Annotated in this window: 17 protein-coding genes; 7 read left to right on the top strand and 10 right to left on the bottom strand. The window is 45.1% G+C overall.

Annotated elements, in window-relative coordinates; genetic code table 11:
• Nucleotides 1–66: 66 nt before the first annotated feature.
• The gene (locus ABWY16_RS18130) at nucleotides 67–1,113 is read right to left on the bottom strand and encodes a FecR family protein (protein ID WP_353906075.1); all 1,047 of its coding nucleotides are present in this window, start codon (nucleotides 1,111–1,113) and stop codon (nucleotides 67–69) included.
• Nucleotides 1,114–1,180: 67 nt separating this feature from the next.
• The gene (locus tag ABWY16_RS18125) at nucleotides 1,181–1,711 is read right to left on the bottom strand and encodes an RNA polymerase sigma-70 factor (RefSeq protein WP_353906074.1); all 531 of its coding nucleotides are present in this window, start codon (nucleotides 1,709–1,711) and stop codon (nucleotides 1,181–1,183) included.
• 204 nt (nucleotides 1,712–1,915) lie between these two features.
• Here ABWY16_RS18125 and ABWY16_RS18120 point away from each other — a divergent pair, with 204 nt between their 5' ends.
• Nucleotides 1,916–3,241 (top strand): glycosyltransferase, encoded by a 1,326-nt coding sequence (locus ABWY16_RS18120; protein WP_353906073.1) that lies wholly within the window; start codon nucleotides 1,916–1,918, stop codon nucleotides 3,239–3,241.
• A 24-nt stretch (nucleotides 3,242–3,265) separates the two neighbouring features.
• Here the strand turns inward: ABWY16_RS18120 and ABWY16_RS18115 are convergent, their stop codons facing one another.
• Nucleotides 3,266–3,859 (bottom strand): 2OG-Fe(II) oxygenase, encoded by a 594-nt coding sequence (locus tag ABWY16_RS18115; protein ID WP_353906072.1) that lies wholly within the window; start codon nucleotides 3,857–3,859, stop codon nucleotides 3,266–3,268.
• Between the two features lie 132 nt (nucleotides 3,860–3,991).
• On the bottom strand, nucleotides 3,992–4,738 hold the full coding sequence (locus tag ABWY16_RS18110; RefSeq protein ID WP_353906071.1) for a DeoR/GlpR family DNA-binding transcription regulator: 747 nt from the start codon (nucleotides 4,736–4,738) through the stop codon (nucleotides 3,992–3,994).
• 234 nt (nucleotides 4,739–4,972) lie between these two features.
• On the opposite strand from ABWY16_RS18110, the gene ABWY16_RS18105 reads away from it, so the two are divergent.
• The 4 genes from ABWY16_RS18105 to ABWY16_RS18090 all read left to right on the top strand — a co-directional run bounded on the left by ABWY16_RS18105 (nucleotide 4,973) and on the right by ABWY16_RS18090 (nucleotide 11,958).
• Nucleotides 4,973–8,056 carry a SusC/RagA family TonB-linked outer membrane protein gene (locus tag ABWY16_RS18105; protein ID WP_353906070.1) on the top strand — a complete coding sequence of 1,028 codons (3,084 nt, stop codon included), beginning with the start codon at nucleotides 4,973–4,975 and terminating at the stop codon, nucleotides 8,054–8,056.
• Nucleotides 8,057–8,067: 11 nt separating this feature from the next.
• Nucleotides 8,068–9,675, top strand: coding sequence for a SusD/RagB family nutrient-binding outer membrane lipoprotein (locus ABWY16_RS18100; RefSeq protein WP_353906069.1), 1,608 nt, complete (start codon nucleotides 8,068–8,070; stop codon nucleotides 9,673–9,675).
• A gap of 23 nt (nucleotides 9,676–9,698) precedes the next feature.
• Nucleotides 9,699–10,493 (top strand): DUF4397 domain-containing protein, encoded by a 795-nt coding sequence (locus ABWY16_RS18095; protein WP_353906068.1) that lies wholly within the window; start codon nucleotides 9,699–9,701, stop codon nucleotides 10,491–10,493.
• Between the two features lie 133 nt (nucleotides 10,494–10,626).
• The gene (locus ABWY16_RS18090; protein ID WP_353906067.1) at nucleotides 10,627–11,958 is read left to right on the top strand and encodes a Gfo/Idh/MocA family protein; all 1,332 of its coding nucleotides are present in this window, start codon (nucleotides 10,627–10,629) and stop codon (nucleotides 11,956–11,958) included.
• Here the strand turns inward: ABWY16_RS18090 and glgP are convergent.
• Nucleotides 11,948–13,603: an alpha-glucan family phosphorylase gene (glgP, locus tag ABWY16_RS18085; RefSeq protein ID WP_353906066.1), complete on the bottom strand. Its 1,656-nt coding sequence runs from the start codon at nucleotides 13,601–13,603 to the stop codon at nucleotides 11,948–11,950. The genes ABWY16_RS18090 and glgP overlap by 11 nt on opposite strands.
• A gap of 125 nt (nucleotides 13,604–13,728) precedes the next feature.
• On the opposite strand from glgP, the gene ABWY16_RS18080 reads away from it, so the two are divergent.
• Nucleotides 13,729–14,184 (top strand): NUDIX hydrolase, encoded by a 456-nt coding sequence (locus ABWY16_RS18080; RefSeq protein WP_353906065.1) that lies wholly within the window; start codon nucleotides 13,729–13,731, stop codon nucleotides 14,182–14,184.
• A gap of 50 nt (nucleotides 14,185–14,234) precedes the next feature.
• Here the strand turns inward: ABWY16_RS18080 and ABWY16_RS18075 are convergent, their stop codons facing one another.
• The 4 genes from ABWY16_RS18075 to ABWY16_RS18060 form a co-directional block, all read right to left on the bottom strand.
• On the bottom strand, nucleotides 14,235–16,496 hold the full coding sequence (locus ABWY16_RS18075; RefSeq protein WP_353906064.1) for a GH92 family glycosyl hydrolase: 2,262 nt from the start codon (nucleotides 16,494–16,496) through the stop codon (nucleotides 14,235–14,237).
• A gap of 111 nt (nucleotides 16,497–16,607) precedes the next feature.
• Nucleotides 16,608–17,540, bottom strand: a complete 933-nt coding sequence (locus ABWY16_RS18070; RefSeq protein ID WP_353906063.1) for a hydroxypyruvate isomerase family protein — start codon at nucleotides 17,538–17,540, stop codon at nucleotides 16,608–16,610.
• 14 nt (nucleotides 17,541–17,554) lie between these two features.
• Complete coding sequence (locus ABWY16_RS18065; RefSeq protein ID WP_353906062.1) at nucleotides 17,555–19,429, bottom strand: RagB/SusD family nutrient uptake outer membrane protein; 1,875 nt, start codon at nucleotides 19,427–19,429, stop codon at nucleotides 17,555–17,557.
• 17 nt (nucleotides 19,430–19,446) lie between these two features.
• Entirely contained in the window at nucleotides 19,447–22,746 is a 3,300-nt protein-coding gene (locus tag ABWY16_RS18060) for a SusC/RagA family TonB-linked outer membrane protein (RefSeq protein ID WP_353906061.1), read from the bottom strand.
• A gap of 242 nt (nucleotides 22,747–22,988) precedes the next feature.
• Here ABWY16_RS18060 and ABWY16_RS18055 point away from each other — a divergent pair, with 242 nt between their 5' ends.
• Nucleotides 22,989–24,095 (top strand): Gfo/Idh/MocA family protein, encoded by a 1,107-nt coding sequence (locus ABWY16_RS18055; protein WP_353906060.1) that lies wholly within the window; start codon nucleotides 22,989–22,991, stop codon nucleotides 24,093–24,095.
• On the opposite strand, the gene ABWY16_RS18050 is transcribed toward ABWY16_RS18055, so the two are convergent.
• Nucleotides 24,092–24,841: an SDR family oxidoreductase gene (locus ABWY16_RS18050; protein ID WP_353906059.1), complete on the bottom strand. Its 750-nt coding sequence runs from the start codon at nucleotides 24,839–24,841 to the stop codon at nucleotides 24,092–24,094. The genes ABWY16_RS18055 and ABWY16_RS18050 overlap by 4 nt on opposite strands.
• Between the last annotated feature and the right edge of the window lie 80 nt (nucleotides 24,842–24,921).

Here is a 24,921-nt window from a genome sequence, read left to right as displayed (position 1 = left end):
TTTTTTTACAATGGTTCTTTTGTAAATCGGTTGTTTAGGTAATTTGGGTGGTAAATGGTTATATTATCATTGATTGTTTTTTTGCTGGCTGAGGTAATAGGTGCTGTCGCGTTTTTCAATATGCAACTGGTTGAGAAGCGCCGTTTCCTGAAGGATTTGATTTAGGGCCAGGCTATCCCGTTTGAACGATCCGGTAAAGTAGCGGTCGGCAATATCCTTCTCTTTGTAGCGTATACTGACAGAGAATTCTTTACCAAGTGATTGATAGATGTTCCGGAGGCTCTGGTTTTTAAAAATGATTGCTGTTGAACTGAATTCGGTGGTTCCCGCAGTTCTTACAGGAGAAATTTCTTCCACCTGATTTACTTTGCTCCGGCTGCGAACGCTGATGTAGGTATCTCTGTTCACTAATACTTCTTCTCCTGCAGACAGATATATAGCATTGGCATGTACAAAACGCCGAGGATGTTCTGGTTTGACCACTATTTTGCCTTCGTGCAAAACAATTCTGGTCCCTGCGTCCCCCTCATGTGCTAGTACCGTAAAATCAGTTCCTAATGCAGTAGTAACAGTACCCCCGGCATGAACATTAAATGGCCGCGCGCGGTCTTTTGCCACCTTGAAACGCGCTTCTCCCTTCAGATAGAAAGTACGGTCTTTACCGGTAAAGTGTTCAGGATAATGGAGCTCGCTGCCTGCTTTCAGCAGGATGAATGATCCATCCTCAATCTCCAGCGGTATATCGTCTTTTCCATAATTGATTTTAACCAGATTATACACGACATCGCTTTTGTAAGCTACAGGCTTATGGGGCCAGTTCAGATAAATCCCCAGGCTAAGCAGGATCATCAAAGATGCGGCAATACTCAGCCAGCGGAAATTATTGCGTGTAGATGCATTTGAAATCAATTGTTGTCTTATCCTATCAAGGATGTCCCGTTTTTTAGCTTCATTCAGGCTCAGTGGATCCTTCAATCCGTTCCACTCTTCCTCGGGAAGAAGATCATTCAAAAGATCGGGATTTTCGTGCAACTGAGCTGCCACATATTCAGCTTCATCAGCAGTACACTGGTTCTTCAAAAACCGCTCAGCAAGGTGTCTGTTTATCTCCATTACTTGGAATACGTTTGAACAACATCGTACCCCTAATGAATAATATATATTCCGCCGAAAAGAAAGGCTAAAGGATTTGCACAACGATAAGCAGTGGTGTAAAACCCCGCAGGTACCTCAGAGCTAAAGCAATATGGTTCTCGACAGTTTTTGGGGAGATAGAGAGTCTTTCAGCAATCTGTCCATAAGTCAGATGTTCCATTCTGCTCATCAGGAAAATGCGTTTACGTACGGGGGGCATTTGCTCTATTGCGCTGTAAACAATCTTCAGGGCTTCTTTATGTTCCAGCGTATCCTCGGTGAAGGCTTCCTTTCCCTGCTGGTATTCCTGGTATTTACGCGACTGGGCGGTCTTCCTAAGTTCATCAATAAAGATAGTCCTGGACATACGAAACAGTTGTGTGCTCAGGCTAAAATCAACAGAAAGATGTTCACGCTTTTCCCATAGCCGCACAAAGACCTGTTGTACCACGTCTTCTGCAATGGCTTCTGAATTACATTGCCTTAAAATAAAAAGGTATATCCTACCGCTCCAATGATGATAAGCAGCTTCGAATGCCTTTATACTGCCATTTTTAATTGAGAAAACCTCATCCATTCACCAGAGAATTATATGCTCTAAATTACTGAGAATATTGGCAGTTACAACATAACCTCTTCAATTATATTGACCGGCCGTTATTCATTGTCCCTCAATTGAAATAATAACACCGTTTTTGGGGATTTGCCATACAAGGCTTAATCGTCAATTTTGTATTGTCCGGACTCGGAATTCAAGTCGCGGGCATTAAATACAAAAATCATGAACGAAGCACTCTACGGAAAAAAGATCTTATTTGCTACGGTACCCGATGAAAGGCATTTCAGGCCACTTACGGGTTTAGCTGAATATTTACAGGCATCTGGTTGTGATGTGCGCTGGTACACTTCCCGGATATTTGAAGAACTTTTGAAAAAGCTGTCCATTCCACATTTTGTGTTTACCAGGGCACTGGATATTAATCCGGCTAACCTGGAGTACATTTTTCCTGAACGGATATACATAGCAGACCAGCCGGAGAAAATGAATTTTGACCTGTTGAATATATTTGCGAAACGTTCCTCAGAATATTTTGCGGACATCAAAACGATCCATGATTCATTTCCCTTTGATCTGATGATATCGGACAATATGTTCTCCGCCATCCCATTTGTAAAAGCTAAACTAAATATTCCAGTGGCAACAATTGGCATTACTCCCCTCGCTACAGACTCAGCCGACCTCGGTTCCTACGGGATGGGACTTATACCTGCAGTTAGCACAGACCAGCGGGACGAATACAGCAGATTACGTGATTTTGCAGCTACGGCTTTATATAAACGTTCTATAGATGCCTACGACAGCGTCCTTAAAGAGAACGGTATTTTTATGTCGCCATCTATCCTCTATGATCAGCTCATCAGGGCCTCAGACCTGCACCTGCAGATTGGAACAGCAGATTTTGAGTATAAACGCAGCGACCTTGGTGATAACATTCGTTTTGCAGGCGCATTATCAGCCGCGGCAGCAATCCAAACCGCCAGGAAATGGTTTGACAAACGTTTATTACACTATGATAAGATCGTAATAATAGAACAATGCGCGGCGGAAAAAGAGAGCAAGAAGCTTTTGGAACCTGCACTGGAAGCATTTAAGGACAGCAGCAATACGCTTGTCATTGCAGTTACAAATGGAAACTGCACAGTAGCACTTCGTGAAAAGTTTGGTTCCCCAAGCACAGTTATCGAAAACTTTATTTCTCTGGAACAGGTGCTGCCTTACGCATCTGTATATATTACCGATGGTGATTACATGGCTGTTAATTTAAGTATCCGAAATCAGGTTCCCCTGATCACAACAGGAATCTGCAACGGTAAAAATGAAGTTGGTGCCCGGGTAGCCTATTTCAATTGCGGAATACACCTGAATACCGAGTTACCAGAAGCGGAGGACATACGTGAAGCTACAGCCAAGGTCATTTCAAATGATCAATATAAAAAGAGTGTCAGCAGAATCAGCAAAGGATTCAAGTGGTCAGATGCAAACAGACTGTGCGCAGGTTACCTCGCTGAACTGCTTCATGAAAGCGAATTCATCCAGGCCAAATAACAAAAAGCCCGCAGGATAGCCGTTTTAATTAATTTTTAGCCAGCCGGTGATACTCATCCGGGGGGCGTTGCTGAGCAAAACTTCATGTTCCAGTTCGCTGCTTTTAAAGAAAACACTTTTGCCGTTCACAGGAGTAATGTGCTGTAAACTATTGCCGTGATGTATACACAGTTCGCCTCCATCCTGCTCCTGCCAGTCGGCATTCAAATACATGATCATGGAGTATTGCCTGCTGGCGTTGTTGCCGAACTGGTCTATATGTCTGGTATAAAAACTTCCCTTCTCGTAAAGGGTATAATGAAATTCGTAACCGGTAATCCCTGTATAACAGCTGCTGTTTAAATAACTTACAAAACTATCCATGAGGTCAAAGAACTCATTCTCCCATCTATTGTTATTTTTACGGTCAAGCCAGTAAATCATGTCGCTTCTCAGCAGCTTATTGTGTACTACCAGCTGATCATTTCCGGTACCTGCAGGGCGCAGGAGTTTGCTTTTAAAAAGGCCAACCAGGTTTTCTTTTAAATGAAATGCCAGCGACTCGTTAAGAAAGTTTTCCGTAACCCCTACCTTATCCTGTATAAAACTGTCAATGAGCTTATTAAATATATTTTCCAAATAGAAGGACTGATCAGATATTGACGGATTGCCAATATTTCATCAAGGTAGCTTTTAAATCACCATAAAAATATTTAATTCCTGTTATTTGAATTTTAATTGAATGAAAGGTTGCTCTAGCAGGATCAACCGTTACATGATCTGCAGGTTTTTCACCCTATATTTATCCAGCTTTTCATCTGTGGAAGAGAGTTCTGTTACGAGGTAGCTGATTGTATCAAGCGAAGCTACTTTAAGACGGGAGGAGATATTCATCTTTTCTGAAATACACAGGATAGCGGTTTTGGCAGATGATTTAAGCATCGTCTTTTTGAGGTGGTTGATCTCCCAGTCTACGTCCGTTAAACCATCTTCGGGATGTATTGCATTTGTTCCCATCAGGCACAGGTCGGCCCTGATTTCCGAAAGCTGGTTGATAGCACTGCTGCCATAGGTTACCTGCGAGTTCTGCGAAAACAGTCCGCCAACAAGAACAACTTCTATATTTACATATTTTGCGAGCTCAATTGCTACAAAGGGACTGATAGTAAAGAAAGTAGCGTGAAGATTCTCAGGCAGCTGTTTCATCATTTCAATGATAGTAGTTCCTCCGCCAGTCAGGATTACCATTCCTTCCCTGATCAGCGGAATAGCCTTTCTGGCAATTATCTTTTTGGCATCCCTGGCATAGACATCACTGTCATCATAGGTGGTTTGATAAGATTTTGAAAGCGCGCCACCGTGTACCTTGTGCAGTTTATTGGCTTCAAAAAGCTCCTGCAGGTCACGCCTGATGGTGTCCTCCGAAACTGCAAGCAGTTGTACCAGGTCTGCCGACAAAACCCTGTTGTGCAAATGAATTTGCCGCATGATAAACTCATGTCTTTCTTTTTTCAACATCACTCTTTTTCCGCTAAAGTAGTAAAATAAATAAATTATTTGCGTTTTGCGGGTTCTTGCAGTGTTTTGCAGGTTTATCGTGAAACATGTTACATAAAAAGTTTATTTTACTGTTTTTTTAGTGAATTACATACTATATATTTATAACTGAGTTCTTTTATGCGTTTATATGCGTGTTTAGAACTGTCGTTAAAGACAAAACCTAAACCATTTTCTTACTCTAATCAAAACTTCATGAAAAAAAAGCTACTCCTAATTTTTTTAGGCTGTTTTTTGCTCTTTCTGCATTCATTTGCGCAGCAAAAAACGATTAAAGGCAAAGTTAGTTCCTTCGAGGATGGCCAGACCATTCCGGGAGCATCTGTCAGGGTAAAGGGTACCGGCACCGCCACCCAGACTAATCTCAACGGAACCTACTCTATTTCTGCCAGAACCGGAGACCTGCTGGTGTTCAGTTTCATTGGTTACATCTCCCAGGAAGTGCTGGTGAAAGGCACTGCTCTGGACGTAGTGCTTAAACCTGACGCGAATGCACTGAACGAGGTCGTCGTAACTGCCTACGGCATCGACCGCGACAAAAAGAGTTTGGGTTACTCTACTCCTGTTGTCAAAGGAGACGATGTTTCTGCAACCCAAAGGAATGATTTCTTCGGGGGACTTCAGGGCAGGGTTCCAGGACTGTCCATCAACAGCACAAATGGTAATCCGGGAGCTTCCGCGCAAATCGTGTTAAGGGGTTTCGTTTCTATCAGCGGAGACAATAACGCACTGATTGTTGTAGATGGCGTGCCTATCAATAACAACACACTTAACCAAACGCGCGAACTGATTTCCGGTGCAGCCAACCGCGATCAGGATTATTCTAACCGGGCGATGGATATTAATCCCAATGATATTGAGACCTACACCATTATGAAAGGCCCGGAAGCTACAGCCCTGTACGGAAGTGCAGGTGCCAGCGGAGCCATCCTGATCACAACCAAAAAAGGTAAATCGGGCCGGGGAAGCATCAGTTACAGCAACTCGGTGAGGGTGGAAAGAGTAAATAAGTTTCCCGAAGTGCAACAGAAATATAACACGGGCAACAACGGCGTATATGACGGCACAAGTTCAAATCTACTTGGTCCTGCCTTTTTACCGGGAACAAAACTGTATGACAATATCCATGAGTTTTTCGAAACTGGCTTTACGCAAAAACATAACCTGGCCTTTGAAGGTGGAACAGATGCATTCACTTACCGCTGGTCCAATGAATATTCCGACACCAAAGGAACGATACCAACCACGCGGTACACCAGGTTCTCTTCACGGTTAACAGGTACGGCAGTCATATCGCCTATACTGAAACTGACAAGTACCTTCAACTATATCAACACTTCGAATGATAAGTCAAACAAAGGGCCTAATGGCACACTGATAGAACTTATGCGCTACAGTTCAGCATGGGATATCAACGATTATCAGGATCAGTTTGGAAACAGAAAGTTACATCTTGCCAGTATATATGCTGAATTTGACAACCCGCTCTGGGATGTTTACAAAAACATCAACAACGATAAAACCAACAGGATACTGGCCAACACCAACCTGGAATTTACACCGGCAAAATGGCTCAAAATCAACGGAATTCTCGGAGCCGATATCGCTTCTACTGATGGTATACAAGTGGCTAACGGACAATCTTATAAGGGATCTGGTTCTGCTGCCGCACCTACGGGAGGTAGAATCCTTACTTACAGACAGCTTGCGAAGGTATTCAACGGATCTCTAACTGCAAGTGCAAAAAACACCATGGGTGATTTCAACAACACCTTTATCATCGGTGCAACATTCAATGATTTTAACTCTACGACAGATTCACAGCAGGGTACTAATCTTTTTGACCCCAACTTTTACAGTATCAATAACACGCTGCCAACTACACAGCGCGCTCTCAGATATGTAAACAGATACAGAAATGTTGGTGCTTTCGCACAGGCGATCCTGGGTTATAAAACACTGGTATATCTAACACTTTCCGGACGAGTTGACGGCGCATCAAGGCTAATGCCTAACAACCCCTATTTTGCTTATCCATCTGCCAGTTTAGCGTTCAACTTTACAGATCTGAAAGCTGTAAAGGACGGCCTGCCGTGGCTTACTTCAGGAAAACTCCGCAGTTCATACGCAATAACCGGTAAAGAACCATGGAGAGAATACTCAACCGGTACCAATTACGCAGCTGTGAGATCAACAGGCGGTGGATTTGCATATTCCTACTATGGGGGAAATCCAGACCTCAAACCTGAGAAATCAAAAAACTTTGAAGTAGGTACCGAACTCCAGTTTCTGAATAACCGCCTCGGGATCGACCTGAATTATTACAACCTGATCAGCGAAGACCAGATTATCAATCCGAGATTAAGTTATGGTACTGGTTTCGTGCTCGAACTGATGAACGGTGGTACAGTAAGAAACAGAGGTCTTGAGATACAATTAACCGGTACGCCTGTACAAACAAAAGAGTTTGCATGGAACGTAACTACAAACTTTACACTGAACAGAGGTAAAGTATTATCATTGCCCAGCGTTTTACCGGAATTATATGAATCTGATTCCTGGGTAATCGGAAATATCCGCAGTGCAGTTTCACCGGGTTACAGTACAGCAGCGCTTACCGCTACACGATTCCCAAGAAACATCAATGGTGATATTCTGATTAACCCATCTTCAGGCTTGCCGGTTCTTCCTGATGCTACTTTCTATCCTGTTGCAGACAGAACACCAAAATTTAATGTCGGACTTGTGAACAACTTCAAATACAAGAGCTGGAACCTGCAATTTTTGTGGGACCTGCGGTATGGTGGAGACGTAGTGAACGGAACTGAGTATGCAGGTTACGTCAAAGGACTGAGCGTTAAAACACTTGACAGGGAAACCCCAAGGGTAATCGCCGGTGTATTGCAGGATGGCCTGGAGAATACAGCCAACCCAACTAAGAACACAATTGCGGTAACACCTTACTATAACTCCTTGTATTACACCACCAATGTATCCCCGGAAATGTTTATAGAAAGGAATATAAAAACATTGCGGTTGAGGGACGTTACACTGGGATACGATTTTTCCCCTGCCCTGGTGAAACGCATTGGCTTTATACAAAGTCTGGGTGCATTCATCACTGTTACGGACGCAGTTCTGTTTACCAATTATTCTGGCGGAGATCCTGAAAGCAATGCTAATACACCAGGAACCGGTGGTATTGGTGGTTACGGTATTGACTATGGAAATACAGGAAAGCCTATTGGTGTAAACATCGGTGTCAGAGTTAAATTATAATACGAAAGAACATGAAAAAACTACATATATTATCAATCCTGGCGATATTGCTGAGTACCACAGGATGTAAAAAATACCTGGATATCAATACCAATCCCGCCGTACCCCAGGTGGTAAAGGCCGAGCTTTTGCTTCCCCCTATTATTTACCAGATGACAAATGGAACCGCCCAGGATTACCGGGTGGTATGGAAGATGACACAGAACATGGCAGGTACTTCTGTAGACAATGCATCACTGGTCTACGAGAAACATGGTTATGTGGATTTGAGTGATGTTGGTGGTGTGATATGGAGGATGACCTATGCCGATCTGGGTCTCAACCTGGAAACAATGATCAATGATGGTATTGCCAATAAAAAATATGAATATGTGGGCATCGGCTATGCTATTAAGGCATGGGCTTACCAGATGTGTACAGATATGTACGGCCCGATCATTCTCGATGATGCATTTAAACCAGGTGCATTGACATTCACCTATCAGGACCAGCCTGATGTTTATGCAAAAGTAAGGGAATGGGGCGCGCTATCCATAAAGTACTTAAATATGGAAAGCCCTACAAGTTACGCTGCCGTACTGGCGAGCGTATCAGGAGATGGCATATTTAAAGGTGACAAAGCCAAATGGAAAAAGTTTGTCTATGGGCTGTACGCCTTGCAATACGGGCATCTCACTAACAAAGCCCAGTTTAAAACCAACTATGCAGATAGCGTGGTCAAATACACCGACCTTTCCTTTACGAGTGAGACAGAATCAGCAACTGTGTTTTTTACCGCGACATCTGCTGATGACGCCAACCCACTTGGACCACTACAGGGTCTGCTAACCGCATCTACAACTTATTACGGCAGGCCTACTACCACGATATTGAATTATCTGACAGGTGGTGTACGTGGTACCGCTGTGCCTGATTCTAAAACGTCTGCCGATCCAAGGCTTAGCCGCATGCTCCCAAGCAGTATCGCTAGTGCAACATTGGGAGTATACCAGGGGGTGATACCTGCCCATGGTAATAATACGCCCAATGTCCCGATCGTATACGGAACATTACCTGCAGGAACAGCTTCTTACAGTGGCAAATACATCTTTGCCGATGCAGCCAGATATCCGATCATGACCTATTCACAACTGCAGTTTGTCAAAGCAGAAGCACAATATCTCAAAGGAAACGCAGGCGAGGCTTATGCTTCTTACATCAAAGGGATCAGAGGCCATATGGATTTTTATAACCAGTACGGACGTGCAGGCAGAACACCTGACGCTGCAATTTCAGAAGCTGATATCACTACTTATCTGGCTTCTTCAGAGGTTGCCAAAAGCGGTGCAACCCTAACAATTGCTGATATTATGGGACAGAAATACATCGCCCAATGGGGATGGGCAGGCCTGGAGACCTGGTGTGACCTCAGAAAATACCATTACTCTCCTCTGGTATTCAGAACATATTATCAATTGGTAGGTGATGGAGTTACTGCCGGCGAGATAGGAAAGTATGCTTACCGTTTCCGCCCCCGTTACAATTCAGAATACGTTTGGAACGCCGACGAACTGGCCAAATGGGGAGGATTAAAACCGGACTATGTGACACAGGAAACCTGGTTTAGTTTAGCAAATTAGTATTAACATTTAAAATGAAACACATGAAAATATTTTCAGTTTTGTCTGCCTGCGTACTTGTCATTGCTGTAATGGGCTGTGGCAAAAATGTGCTGGACTACGGAGACACTGCGAAGCTCACATCAGATCAGGCACTTTTAAAAATCAATTATGTATCGATGTATGCCAATAACAGGATTGTCTTTTTAAAAATAAACGATAAAAGGGTCAGCAGCCTGCTTACAGCAAGAACGCCGTTCCCAGGCGGCGGATACAATACAGGAGGTAGCTCCAGCCCGGATTTCCTGGCTGTAGAGCCGGGTAACTTAAAGCTGTCCGTGATATTGCCCTTCAAAAAAGACACCGGTTTGGATTCTGTAGAACTGTATTCAACTACAGTGCAGGTTGCTGCCGGTAAAAATTACGTTGCGCATGTAACGGACACAGCAGCAAATACTAAAACTTTTCTCACCGAGGAAAGACTGGTACGGCCAGATACATCCTTCTCAAGATACCGTTTCGTAAATCTGATGCCCAATGTCTCTGCAGTAGACCTTTATTACGGCACCAGTGCCACTGACCAGACTAAAGACAGTCTTATTGCAGGAAATGTGAAGTATCTGAGCACTACCGATGAAATCCTGCTTAAGAGTGTACAAGCAAAAACCTGGAAAATCAGATCGGCAGGTGCGGCAGTTACAGCCGCTACAATTCTGGCTAACTACACAAGTTCGAGTACGTTTTTGAACCAAAGGGTGTACACCATTTTTGCAAGTGGCTACAGTGGTAAAACTTCAACAGTGCAAAGGCCTTATGTAGCTTTCTTTCTGATCAGGTAAACTGATATTTATATGAACTAAAGGCTGCCTTGCGGGGCAGCCTTTTCTATTTTTAATTTTCCCAAAAAGCAGCTTGACAGGTTTACATAATATTTAGTAATTTACTGATGTAAAATCCGTAAAACCAAACCAAATGTTAAATCGTAGAAACTTCCTCAACTATGCTGCAACAGCAGTTGGAACCACTGCCCTGCTTTCCGCACTCGACAACCCTGCTTATGCATTATTCAATAAAACTATTGGCGCCAGCGACACGATCAATATAGGAGTAATCGGAATCAAGGGCATGGGCTGGTCAGACCTGCAGGCCGCACTTAAAGTGCCGGGAGTAAATCTGATAGCACTGTGTGACAGTGACGCCAATGTTCTTGACCAAAGAATGGCCGAATTAAAGTCTTTGAATGTGAATGCCGCCAAAGTAAAACGGTATAAAGACTACCGTGCTTTGCTCGACAACAAGGATATTGATGCAGTGATCATCGGAACGCCTGACCATTGGCATGCCCTGATGATGATCCATTCAGTACAGGCAGGCAAAGATGTTTATGTAGAAAAGCCGGTCGGTAATTCCATCATAGAATGCAGTACCATGGTTGCAGCACAGGAAAAATATAACAAAGTTGTACAGGCCGGGCAATGGCAGCGCAGTCAGCAGCATTTCAAAGATGCTGTAGAATATGTAAAAAGCGGCCAGCTTGGAAATATCAGAACGGTTAAAGTATGGTGTTACCAGGGATGGATGAAACCCGCGCCTGTTGTACCTGATACCCTGCCCCCTGCCGGAGTAGATTACGCTATGTGGCTGGGACCTGCAAATAAAAGGGCATTCAATGCCAGCAGATACCATTTTAACTTCCGCTGGTTCTGGGATTATGCAGGTGGGTTAATGACCGATTGGGGTGTTCACTTGCTGGATTACGGACTGCTGGGCATGAACTCTCCTGTACCCAAGACCATATCCGCTTTAGGTGGCCGCTTCGCCTATCCGGACCTCTACGAAGAAACGCCTGATACACTGACCACGCTGTATGAATTTGATAACTTTAATATGGTATGGGATTCTGCCATGGGCATAGATAACGGATCGTACAACCGTAACCATGGCATTGCCTATATCGGCAACAACGGCACACTGATCTTGAACAGGGCGGGCTGGGAAGTTATTGAAGAAAAAGCTAGTGAACACAAAGTGAGCAAGCCATTTGTCAAAGCTTCTGACAATGGGATCGAAAACCATATGGTAAACTTCTTCAGCGTTGTCAGGTCAAGAAAAAAGGAAGAGTTAAATTGCTCCATACAGGCAGCTGCGCATGTCGCTACTGTAGCGCAAATGGGGAACCTTGCATTCCGCAGCGGGCAAAAACTATCCTGGGACAATGCCAGGCACCAATTTACAGACCAGCAGATCAACGATAAATATCTGCTGGCCCAATATCATAACGGGTATAGCCTGCCTAAAGTTTAGTATACATTTTTTCGTAATATTCCGCAGCCATTCTGCCTGATTCAAACTCTGGCTCTACATCGGCTGCTGAACGCTTAAGTACCGTTAACCATTCTGCCTGATTTTGATAATACATCGGCAGGATGGTTTGCTCTATACTATCCATCAGGCTTTTATTTTCTGCAGCATCGATTGCAGTATCCGATTGCCTGTCGATCGCAGGACTGATTAAGAAGCAGTTCTCCTTATCTTTCGCAAATTCCGGAACCCAGCCATCCGGTAATGATAAGTTGATACTTCCATTCATGGCTGCAGTCATTCCGCTTGTGCCCGAGGCTTCACGGTACATCTTGGGATTATTCAACCACACATCCGAGCCCTTTTTTAATAATGCTGACAAGCCAAGCTCATAACCGGTAAGCACAGCACAATTGGCAAAAGGCTTTGCACGACGGATGATATGATTAAACAGCTGGTTGGCCCCCGTATCTTCAGGATAAGGCTTGCCGGCCCAGATAAATTGTACAGGAAACCGGGCGTTACCCACTAAAGTCAAAAAGCGGTTCCAATCGTACATAACCAGGTCCGCACGTTTGTACCCGGCAAAACGCCTTGACCAAACTATAGTGATTACATTTTCATCAAATAGTTTACCGCACTGATCTGCTACAGTTTTAAATAAAGCTTTCTTAAGCTCCTTTTTTCTTGCAACTATATGCTGGTCACTGTTATCACGTATCGCCTGCGCCATTTCCTTATCCTTCCAGTAAGAGGCATTTTGTGCATTTGTAATTGAAGTAATCGCACAAATTCCCGGATTGGCACCCCACATCTCCCTCGCGACCTCACCATGCAGTTCAGATACCCCATTGGCCCGGCCCGAAAACTTAAGGGCAGCCAGCGTATAACTAAAAATATCACCTTCCATATTAAGGATATGCTTCACCTCATGATCCTGTAAATGGTAAAAAAACGACATGTCTTTCAGCAGCCTGTAGCTGTGTTCTTCGTTCCCAGCCATTTCCGGAGTGTGCGTAGTAAAAACCACACGTTTTTTTATAGCTTCCAGGTCTCTGAACTTCGCGTAAAGGTAAAAATTCAGGGAAACTGAATGCCCTTCGTTCATGTGATATATATCAGGCTCCATCTTCAGTATATCAAGCAGCATGGCTCCGCCTATCCCCAGGATAATGCTCTGGGCAACCCGGGTAGCTTCATTCGGATCATATAAACGGTGCGTGATCGTACGTGAGATCTCATCGTTCTCAGGAATATCAGTGCTCAGCAGAAACAAAGGTGCCGAGCCGAAGGTCTCTGGTTTTAGCAGAAAAGCCTTTACATGTACCGGGCTGTCATGAACAGGAACGGTAAAAACAATTCCGGTATCCTGTAAAAAGGAATAATCTTTTTCCACGAAGGAAGGCACCATTTGCCCCTCTTTGTCCCTGATCTGGTCGTAATAGCCATATTTCCAGAGCATGCCTATCCCCAGCAGGTTTTGTTTTAACTCAAAGGCACTTCTGAAATGAGATCCGGCGAGGAAACCCAGGCCTCCGCTGTAGATTTTAAGCGCCTGGTCAATAGCGAACTCCATGGAGAAGTAAGCAACGGAAGTAGTATATTTTGGATCCGGAGTGTAGCCGAAGATTTCGTCTCTTGTCAACATAACTAAATTTAGATGTATGAACTCCGATAATCACAAATTGCAGGCCATGATATTTATTGAGGTGTTATGTTTTTATTAAGTGACAGTAGTCTGGTAGTTAATAATTTTGCGTAGTATATTTGAAAATGAAACAAAGTGCAGGAATACTACTTTTCAGGAGAATGAATGATGAAACAGAATTTTTCCTTGTTCATCCCGGCGGGCCTTTCTTTATTAAAAAAGATGAAGGCTGGTGGACGATACCAAAGGGTGAACTTCTGGAAGGAGAAGATCCTTTAACTGCAGCAGTACGGGAATTTGAAGAAGAGACTGGCCATGTGCTCAGCGGAGATTTTATACCTCTGGAGCCTGTTCAGCAAAAAGGCGGAAAAATTGTGCTTGGATGGGCAGTTGAAGGAGACCTGGATCCTGCAACAATCAACAGTAACACCTTCGACATGGAATGGCCTCCACGGTCAGGCAAAAGGAAAACCTTTCCTGAAATAGACAAAGGCGCATGGTACAACTTTTCTGAAGCCGCGCTTAGGATCAATGAAAGACAAAAAGCATTTTTGGAAGAACTCGCAGCAGCGCTGAAATAACCATTAATGTAAAAGATATTACTACGGATAAAATAAGCTCAGCTCCCGAATTAGTTCAATCCCCAGGTTTTATCAGGTTTATCCTGCAGCTCCACTTCTATCCTTCCACCGAGCATAAGTTTCTCATAGCTAAGGTAATTATGGCTATAAGCCTTACCATTCCATTTCATCCCGGAGATATATCCGGAATTTTTGGATTTCTTATGCGTAATGATCTGCAGCGACTTATTACCTGGTAAACCTATGGTCACACTGTCAAACAATGGAGCGGTAAAAGCATAATTGTTAGAAACCGGATCTACGGGGTAAAAACCAAGTGATGCAAATACATACCAGGCAGACATTTGTCCGGCATCATCATTTCCGCTTAAACCTCCCGGTCCGTCACTGTATTCATCAGCCAGAATCTCCTTCACCCGCAAGTGTGTTTTCCATGGCGAGGAAGTGAAATTATACATAAAAGGAATCTGGTGCCCTGGCTCATTGCCATGCCAGTACTCATGTTTGTCAAAAAGCAAGTCCAGTGATTTCTCCAGGCCGGCTTTGCCCCCCATCAGTTTACTCAGGCCGGGAACATCCTGTGGTACGTAAAAAGTATATTGCTGAGGTGTACCTTCGGTAATATAAGGCTCTTTAGCATTTCCTTTAAAGGGTTTGTACCAGCTTTTGTCGATGTACCTTCCGCGCATCATATTCACTTCGGGATCAAAGACATTCCTGTAATTTTTGCTACGCGCAAACAGCGTGTTATAATCGGCTGTTTTGCCCATTCCTTTAGCCACCATGGCAAGCGCATAATCATTATACGCATATTCAAGCGTGCGGCTCACCTGTTCTTTTTTATGGAAGGCTTCCTGCACACTATCCTCCATAGGGATATATCCATATTTCAGGTATGATCTCAGTGCCCTCCTGCCTTTGCCATTAATATAATCGTCCTGGTCCGGGCTGTCAAAAGCATTCTGTCGCATCAGTCGGTAGGCCTCTTTCACATCATAATCGCGGATTCCCTTGGTATAGGCAGAAGCGATAAAAGAAGTTCCGTGATCACCCACCATCGCAGCTGTATAACTGTTCCAGCAGGGGAAAATCGGTAACCAGCCACCCTGCTGTCCTTTAAGGATCATTGATTGTACGCAGTCGTTGATCAGTCCTGGTTTCAGTATTTCAAAAAGCGGCAGCTGAGCGCGATAAATATCCCACATAGAGAAGTCATCATAATAATTGCCTTTGCTTACCTTCTTCAACTTGTAGTCACCTGCAAACTGCGGATATGTTCCATCAATATCGTTGAATAAGCGTGGGTGCTGCATGGCATGGTAAAGTGAAGTGTAGAAAATTCGTTTATCCTTTAGTACCGGCGTTGCTACCTGTATCTGTCCAAGCGATTTTTGCCATACCTGATTATTCTTTGCCACCAGGGCTTCAAAGTCCCAGTTGCTGATCTCTGCCTGCAGATTTGCTTTTGCACCTTCCAGACTGCTGAATGAAGTTCCGATCCGTATACGCAGCTGATCGCCTTTATTTACCTTAAATCCCAGGTAAGCACCAATATCTTTACGATCTTTCACGGTGTTGGTTTTCAAAATAGTATCTCCGCTGAAAGTTCCGCTTATGCCGGCAGCCCGGTCTATTTTGACATAAAAATAACCGCTGAATCCCGCTGGCTTGCCCCATCCCTGATAAATCCGGTGGGCAGGGTTATAGCCCCATACCTCTCCATTCTGCAGATCAACTTTAACGAAGCCCTGCGCCTGGTCGCTGTTAGGCATAATCAGCAGGTATAAACTATCCGCTTTATTTGCGGTAAACTGCATCATGCCAGCCCTCAATGTCGCTGTAAATTCAGCCTCCAGCTGATAAGCAGGCAAGCTCACTTTGTAATAGTGAGGAGCTGTGATTTCATCTTTATGCGAAAATTTTGTACCGTACCGTTCTGCAGAAGTTTTCAGGCTTCCCGTAATGGGCATTACTGTAAAACTCCCATAATCCTGTGTACAGGAACCACTTAGCCAGTGTGTTGCTCTGAAACCATTGATTACATTGTCCTGGTAAAAGTACGGAGGCTGACATTTGGTTTCCGACAAGCGGGTTTGAGGCGTATACTGCGTCATGCCAAATGGCAGTCCTACAGCAGGGATAGTATTTGCGTTCAATTCTGTTCCGCCTCCATGTTTCAGAGAAGCTGCCGTAGTGCTTGCAGCAGTTCCTGCCAAAGGCTGTACATACTGTACTACATCCTGGGCCTTAACGGTAAAATTCAGAAGAGTTGCGGATATTATTGCTAAATATTTGGTTTTCAATTGATACACAGCTGAGGGTGTTAATACAGCGTGTAAAGTAATTATTTTTGTATAAAAACTAAGCCTTTATTCCCTGATAATGTAAGAATACCCAGGATAATATTTCTATACAGCCAAATGCTAAAAGCTATCAGAATCCCTGTAAGCCTGGATCAGCCTGAGTTCACCTTCTTTTCCTTTCTGTGAATTGCCATGTTCCATGCCCATAACTCCTTTATAACCTTTTTCCTTCAGGTGCTTAAAAATATTTTTATAATTGATTTCGCCTGTTCCAGGCTCCTTTCTGCCAGGATTATCGCCAATCTGAATATAAGCAATTTCGTCCCAGCAGCGATCGATGTTAACGATCAGGTTTCCCTCTGTACGCTGCATGTGGTAAATATCAAACAAAATCTTACAGGAAGGACTGTTTACCGATTTACACAGGCTATAGGTTTCATGGGTCTGCTGAAGAAATAGCTCAGGGGTATCACTCAGCGTTTCAAGCACCATGATCAGACCATGCGGCTCAAACACTTCAGCCCCTGCCCGCATGGCATCCATCACATTAGCCATTTGAACACCATAAGGCAGCTTCCTTTCATAAAATCCCGGAACAACTGTCAGCCATTTCGCATTGCAGCGTTTGGCCGCTTCCACAGAACGTTTACAGGTTTCTACGAAATGGTCTTTGAATTCCTTATTACCGGTAGTAAGCGAGGTTTTCCAGTTGTCTCCACCGTCCACCACGAAAACACCCATTCGCATTCCCAGTTTACTTAAGAGGTTCCCTATCTGGATTTGCTCTTCAACCGGCCTTGCCAAAAAGCCGTTATCTTCAATAGCGCGAAAGCCCTGGTCATGCATAAACCGGATTTGATCGGTAAAACTTTTCCCCGCATGACTTGCAAACATTCCTTCATGTGGTGCGTAATCGAGATTGAAAGTTTTGCCGGGAGCAACGGACTGATCAGCGCCTGTAGCAAAGTCAGCACCCATGGTAGTCACTACTGAGCCGGCCAGTAAGGTTCCGGTAGCAATCAGGCCGTTTTTGATAAATTCGGTTCTGTTCATAGCTAAAGATAGGATTAATACCCAGGATTTTGCTTCAGCTCCTTATTTCTGTTGATCTCGTCGCGGCTGAAAGGCCTGAAGTAAATCTTATCGTCCCAGCGCCTGTTTTCCTGTGCGGTTTCTGTGGTTGGCGTATAGGTATAATCATATACTGAAGGATCGTAATGATAGGGCGCCGACATGGTTTTTCCGGCTTTAAACTTACCGGTGATCTTGATATAGGTTGTTTTTCTGCCTAAGGTTTCAGGCGCGATCATCCATCGTCGGGTATCATGGTAACGCTGCTCCTCATACGCCATTTCAATACGTCTCTCATGACGATATACCTCACGCAGTGCCGATTGGGAACTTGCAGTCAGAGCCGGCATGCCAGCACGGAAGCGGATCCTGTTCAACCACAATATAGCGTCAGGCAGCTGGCCCAGTTCGATACTTGCCTCGATATAATTCAGCACTGCTTCCGTATACCTGAAAAATGGCCAGGGCACAAACTGAGGCTGGTTAGCGTCCACAATATTTGGATCAGGGTCTATAAACTTCTGCGTATAATAGCCCGTCCAGCTTCCGTTCCAGTTTTCTATTGAACTGCCCCGGGTGTCCAGCCCGCTCAGCGTGATCACATTACTGCCTTCCAGTAAATCATATGCTCCTGTCTGGATCTGATTTGCCGGGTCAACATTGCCAGATACCTTGTCGCGGGGTTTCCAGCCGGCGCCGTCATACAGTATAGTTGCATACAACCTTGGATCGCGGTTTTGATATGGCGCAGCCTTTTGCATCGGGTTTGTCCAGCTGAAGGCCGTTCCATCGGCCATTTCATAATCATCCACCAGCAAGCCTACCGGCGTGTTTCCTGCCCAGTTATGGTATCCGTTTGGCCCGTTGGCACGTCCGTAGCGCATATCGCTGAGATCAATAAAATACCTGCCCAGAATAAGCTCTGAAGCAGCTGCCGCATCTATACCCGCTGCCTTGCTCCCTCCGCCCATTGCAATACTTTTATAATTTGCGCGGCCTTCTTCTAAGGATACCTTCGCACTAAGGTTCAGCTTATAACCAGATCCTGCATCAATAACAGCTTTAGCTGCATCCAGGGCAGCCTTCCAGCGTGCGCTGCGGTCGCCACTCAGATAACCCAGATATTCCGGGTTGGCATATCCCGAGATAATGGGCGACCGGGATTTGGCGGTAGGGATATCATGGAGGTCGCTCGCCGCATACAACAGTACACGGGCTTTCAGTGCCATTGCTGCAACTGAGGATGTACGGCCGGAAGGAAGCGTTTTCCCGCGGAGCAGGGGAATAGCTTCATCGCAATCTTTGACAATCAGGTTAACGCAGTCCTCGTAAGTTGCCCTTTTAACCGTGAAATCATCATCCAGGGCATAACTTTTGGTCACCAGCGGCACACTGCCCTGATACCGTAACAGTTGCTGGTAAAAGTAAGCTCTCAGGAAATGAGCTTCGCCCAGCAGCTGGTTTTTGAGCTGCTGGTCAGTGATAGCATTGTCAGTCCCGCTCAGTTTTTCAATGGTGATATTACATGCACGGATCCTGTTATACATCAGGTTATAGCTCCAGCTATCGTCTACCCAGCCCAGCGTTGTTGGATTAATTGTACTCGCGTTCACCAGGTCGATCCCCCTGTTGGGGTGTGTAAAAAGGGATTCATCAGAAACCGAAGAAAGCATCTGCTCTGCGAATCCTCCCAGGCTTAAACCGTTATAAATGTCTGTTACAAAAGCCTGCGCCAGTGCCGGGTCTTTCCACACCAGTTCGGCCTGGATCTGGTCAGGCGGATCTACTGCAAGAAAGTCTTTTTTACAAGCCTGCAGCATAACCAATAAGGTAAAGATGCAGAGGTATTTATGAGTTAGTATCTTTTTCATTTGTAGAGAATATGATTTTAAAAAGTTGCTTTGATACCAGAGTTGATCACCCTTGCCTGAGGATAATACTGGGCACTGGAATTGGTAGATTCGGGGTCCCAGATCTTGATCTTATCGAATGTAAACAGGTTGAGACCATTCACATAAACCCGTAACGCAGAAAGTCCTATCTTTTTGCAGAGCTCCCCAGGCAGTGTATACCCGAGTTCTACATTTTTCACCCGCACATAGTTATTGTTGCGGATCCAGTAGGTGTTGTTTCCTGCAATATTCAGATCGGTGAAATAGGTTTGCCCGCGGTTGGACAGTCGCGGGAATTCGCCGCTTGGCTGATCTATTGTCCAGCGGTTCCTGTACGACCATTCCAGGAAGTTCCCTATATCCCCGGATTCCGTCAGCCCCACACTTTGCACTCCACCTGTAGCCCCCTGGATCAAAGCAGAAAAATCGAAGTTGCGGTACTGGAGGCTTAGGTTTATCCCGCCGGTAAATGTGGGTGTATTGGTTTTGTCCAGGCGAACCTGATCGTCGCCATTGATTTTACCATCCCCGTTTACATCCACAAATTTCATGTCGCCCGGCAGCAGCTTCCCGGTAAAGCTGCTGTAATCAATTTTATTGGCATCAATCTCTGCCTGATCCTTGAATACGCCTGCATATTGGTAAACCAATCCGGTATTTGTTGGCATCCCTGTAGAACGCTGCCATTCGGGTGCACCGGGAGTTTCATCCCAGAAGATGATCCTGTTTTTGGCATATCCACCGTTCAGGCTTATACTATAGGTTACATCTCCAGCTTTATCACTATACCCTAATTTGAATTCAAAGCCCTTATTGTTCACCTTTCCCAGGTTCACCGGCGGCAGCTTGTCCGTGATGCCGGAACTTCCCGGAACAGAATTTACCCGGCTGATCAGGATCTTTGTCCGCTTGTTATAAAAATAGTCAAACTCCAGGTTCAGCCTGCTGTCCAGGAAAGCAGCATCTACACCTACGTTTGCATTATTGGCCACTTCCCATCCAAAGGACAGGTTAGGCACTCGGCTTTCGCGCAAAGTCTGGGTCTGCTGGCTACCAGTTACATAACTCCCGAAACCGATAGTACTCAGGTACTGGTACTCAGCGAGTGCATCGCCAAAATATGCCTCTGCTCCCATTTGTCCCCATGAAGCCCTTAACTTCAGATTATCTACGAAACTCACATGCTCTTTAAAAAAGGCCTCCTCAGAGATGCGCCATCCGGCGGATACACCCGGAAAGAATCCAAAGCGTTTGTCCTCCGGGAAAATGTAAGAGCCGTCTGCCCTCCACAGAAATTCCGCAAGGTATTTCTCTCTGTAGTTGTAACCCACTCTTCCAAAATAGCTTAAGCGCGCCCTTCTGAACAAATTATACGTATCATTTGAAGGATTAGTGATTGTTTGCTCTTTATCGCCACCTGCAAGTAATTCCTGCAGAGCAGTAGAAAGGAAATATCTTCTGGCCGCGGCAAAGGCATCGTTATCAACCTTCTCCCGGGTTACTCCGGCCATCAGTGCAAGGTTATGCTCTCCGATCTTCCGGTCGTAATTCACCATTCCCATCAGGTTAACTGCCAGTTGCTCTCCGGCAGTTTCAGATAAGCTTGCGTCGGTACGCTGAGAGCGCACAGATCCGGTCAGTACCGGCGTCACACCATCCTGTTCGAAACTTTTTTTATCCCAGTAGTACAAGGTCCAGGGCGTTTGCCACACCTTTTGCCGGCCAGAGAATTTATCTACCGCAGCCGTTCCTGTAAGTTTAAGTCCTTCCACTCCAGGCACTTTGAGCTCTATTTTGCCGGTCGACTGAAAATAGTCCCTGCGGTCGCGGTTGTAACCGGTCAGGTCTGTAGTGATTACGTAAGGGTTAAAACCATACTCAATATCAGGGCCGGGCAAACCGTTTGGCCATACTTCCGGCTCGGTTGGCTTTCCCCGCATCAGCATCCTGAAGATATCAGCTGCTGCTACTGTCGGATAATTCCGTACTTCTTCTCTCGCGGTGATCCCCAGACTTGCAGTTACATATTTACTTAGATTGGTTTCCAGGTTTACACGCAGGTCATATTGCTGGTAGCCTGTAGCGGATTTCTCATAGTATCCATCCTGATCAAGATAGCCCATCGATATCAGGTATTTGATGTTTTCAGCACCACCGTTGATCTGCAGGTTATGCCGTTGCTGTGGCGACCAGGTTTTGAGCGTAGTGCCAAACCAGTCGGTATTAGGGTAACGCAAAGGGTCTGATCCGTCCTTCAGCTTCTGCAGCTCATCCGGGCGGTACGCCGGACTAAGCACATTTCCATTGTCAGGCCGGGTATAGGAACCTGTGGTATTAAATGCCTGCCAGGCCGCGTTCCACTGATTACTGGGTAAATCCGCTCCAAAGATCTTCAGTTCATTAAGAATTTCAGCATACTGGTCAGAGCCCGCCATTTTTGGGGTCCTGGTAGGCTGCTGCAGGCCATAGCTAAATTCATAGCTAAGCTGGGGTTTACCCGACTTCCCCTGTTTTGTGGTAATCAGGATCACCCCGTTAGCCGCACGCGAGCCGTAGATGGCCGCCGAGGCATCCTTCAGTACTGAAACGCTTTCTACATCATTGGGATTAATCCTTTCCAGTCCCCCAGCCCGGTTGGGTACGCCATCAATCACGATCAGCGCATTGTTATTTCCCAGAGAGTTTACCCCTCTGATCCGGATTGTCGAACCATCTGCTCCGGGCTCTCCGCTGGTTTGCACTGCTGTTACACCCGGCAGCCGCCCGGCCAGGGAGTTGGATAAATTGGCCGTAGGGGTTTTAGCCAGTTCCGATCCTTTTACTGCGGTGACAGCACCTGAGACCACAGCCTTTTTCTGTGTGCCGTAACCGACCACTACAATTTCAGAAAGTGCCTGGCTGTTCTCGAGCAGTTTTACATTAAACAGGGTTTGCCCTTTAACCGGGATTTCCTGAGTTACATAGCCCATAAAAGAAAATACAAGTGTCGCGTTCTCCGGTACCTTAAGCGAGAACTTACCCGCTCCGTCAGTACTGATGGCAATAGCTGTATTTTTCACTTTTACGCTTACTCCCGGCAGCGCCTGTCCTTTTGCATCTGTTACCGTTCCCCTAACGATTACATCTGCCGAACGGACCATTTCCGGGGGGAACGTTTTTTTTAACGGGGGACCTGCAGCAGCAACCTGCAGAGCGGTTGCAATCAAAAAAAATGAGATAAGATTAAGCAATAGCTTTTTCCGGTGCAAAGCGGCATGACTGATCATCTCAGCCAGGTTTAGCAGACGTGTCATCATAGGTAAATATTTGGTAACATCAAATTTAACATTTTAACTCAAACATCCTAATTAATAATCATAAAAATAATTAACATGTTATCCACAATTGCTAAAGTATAATAATGGCTGTATTATCCGTTTAACGTTAATACAGCAGATAATCTAACCAAAATCACTATTTTAAATTTTCTGAAACCAAACCGAAATCCCGATTGTTGCTGGTGTTATCTGTAACCTTCTATCTACCTGCAAACTACATTATGAAAAACAGCAACTTTTACAATAGAAGAGCCTTTCTGCGGACACTATCCTATGGTATAGGCGCAGCGGCGATAATGCCTGCATTAGATACTTTTGCTTTTCCTGCAAGCCGCAAACTAGGTATCGCGCTGGTTGGCCTTGGCGGATACAGTTCCGGGCAGCTTGCCCCCGCTCTGCAGTCCACCGCCCACTGTTACCTTGCAGGGATTGTCACCGGTACACCTGCCAAAGCCAGCAGCTGGTCGTCACAATATAAGATCCCACAAAAGAATATCTATAATTATGAGAACTTCGACAGGATTATTGACAATCCAGATATAGATATTGTATATGTTGTTCTTCCGGTTGCCCTGCATAAGGAATTTACAATACGGGCAGCAAAGGCCGGCAAACATGTGATCTGTGAGAAACCGATGGCACTGAATGCTGCCGACTGCGTTGAAATGATCGCCGCCTGCAAACAGGCAAACCGGATGCTATCTATCGGATACAGACTGCACTTTGAGCCTCATCATATAGAAGTGATGCGGCTGGGACAAAAGCAGATTTACGGAAAGCTCAGCAGCCTTGAAGCTGCCAACGGCTTTACCTGGGGCGGTAATAAAGATTCCTGGCGTTTAAAAAAGGCGCTTTCTGGCGGAGGGGCCTTGATGGACATGGGAATTTATGCTATCCAGGCTTCAAGGTACACCACGGGGCAGGAACCCCTCTTTGTGAAAGCAAGGGAAGAGAAAACCAAACCTGAACTGTTTGCCGATGTGGACGAAACGATTTACTGGGAACTTGAATTTCCTGAGGGATTTAAGACCGAAGGTAAATCCAGCTATAACAATAACTGGAGTTACCTTAAAGTTGAAGCAGCAAAAGGAATATTTGAACTGTCGCCTTCCTATGGTTATGGTGGCATCAGCGGTAAAACATCCAGCGGGATGATGAACCTGCCTAATATCAACCAGCAGGCAGCCCAAATGGACGACTTTGCGCAGTGCATTCTTCAAAAAAGGGCTACCAGGGTTCCAGGAGAGGAGGGATTGAAAGATATGAAAGTAATTGATGCGATCTATAAAAGCATCGCATCAGGGAAAAAGGAAGCCATTCAGATTTAAACCTGTGCAGCCCTTTGGTTCATAGCCTCTAAAGCTTCTGCCCTGGAGGTTTGGGACAGCTCATAGATATATGCCGTTTGGCCAACATGAATTTCGTAGGTATCCTGCTCCAATGCAGCAATCAGGTCTTCGGCCACCTGAGTAGCAGGTATACCATTTTCACCACCAATCTCTTTGGAGAACTCTGTATTTACCAGTGGTGGCATCAGTTCAAATACCTTCACACTGGTATCCCACAGTGCCAGGCGCAACAGCTCTGTGTATGAATGTACCGCAGCTTTACTGACACTGTAAGTTGGTGTGCGGAGGCTGGGCGCAATAGCAACTATAGAGCTTACATTTACTACAGCGGCAGCGGCCTGATTGCGTAAATGAGGAAGCAGTTTTTCTGTTAGTCGCAGCACTGAAATATAATTTGTCTGCATTTCGGCTTCCGCCTTTTCCCAGGCCCGGTTTCCTGAAACCAGATCATACGAATTTCCCAGTCCCGCGTTATTTATCAGGATGTTCAGTGCAGGAAAATCAGCTTTAAGTCTTTCTACCAGTTCATCAACTTCCTCTTCTTTAGTTACATCAAAAGCAATAGGCGTAGCATCTTTTAACTTCAGGGCGGCAGCATCGAGACGGGCCTGATCACGACCAGTGATAATTACGTGGTTGCCTTTTTCAATCAATAATTTAGCGATTTCAAATCCAATACCTGCGCTTCCGCCAGCTATTAAAACAGTGTTTTTAGTTAAGTTCATTTCGGTTCATATTGATCATATACCTAATGGTATATGAGAGTTGATAAAAAAACTGATCCCTGGATCAGCTGTTGAATAAT

The organism is Pedobacter sp., from assembly GCF_040513095.1.
Taxonomy (GTDB): Bacteria; Bacteroidota; Bacteroidia; order Sphingobacteriales; family Sphingobacteriaceae; genus Pedobacter.
The sequence above is the reverse complement of the archived record's forward strand: the minus strand, read 5'-3'. Positions and strand labels throughout refer to the sequence as shown.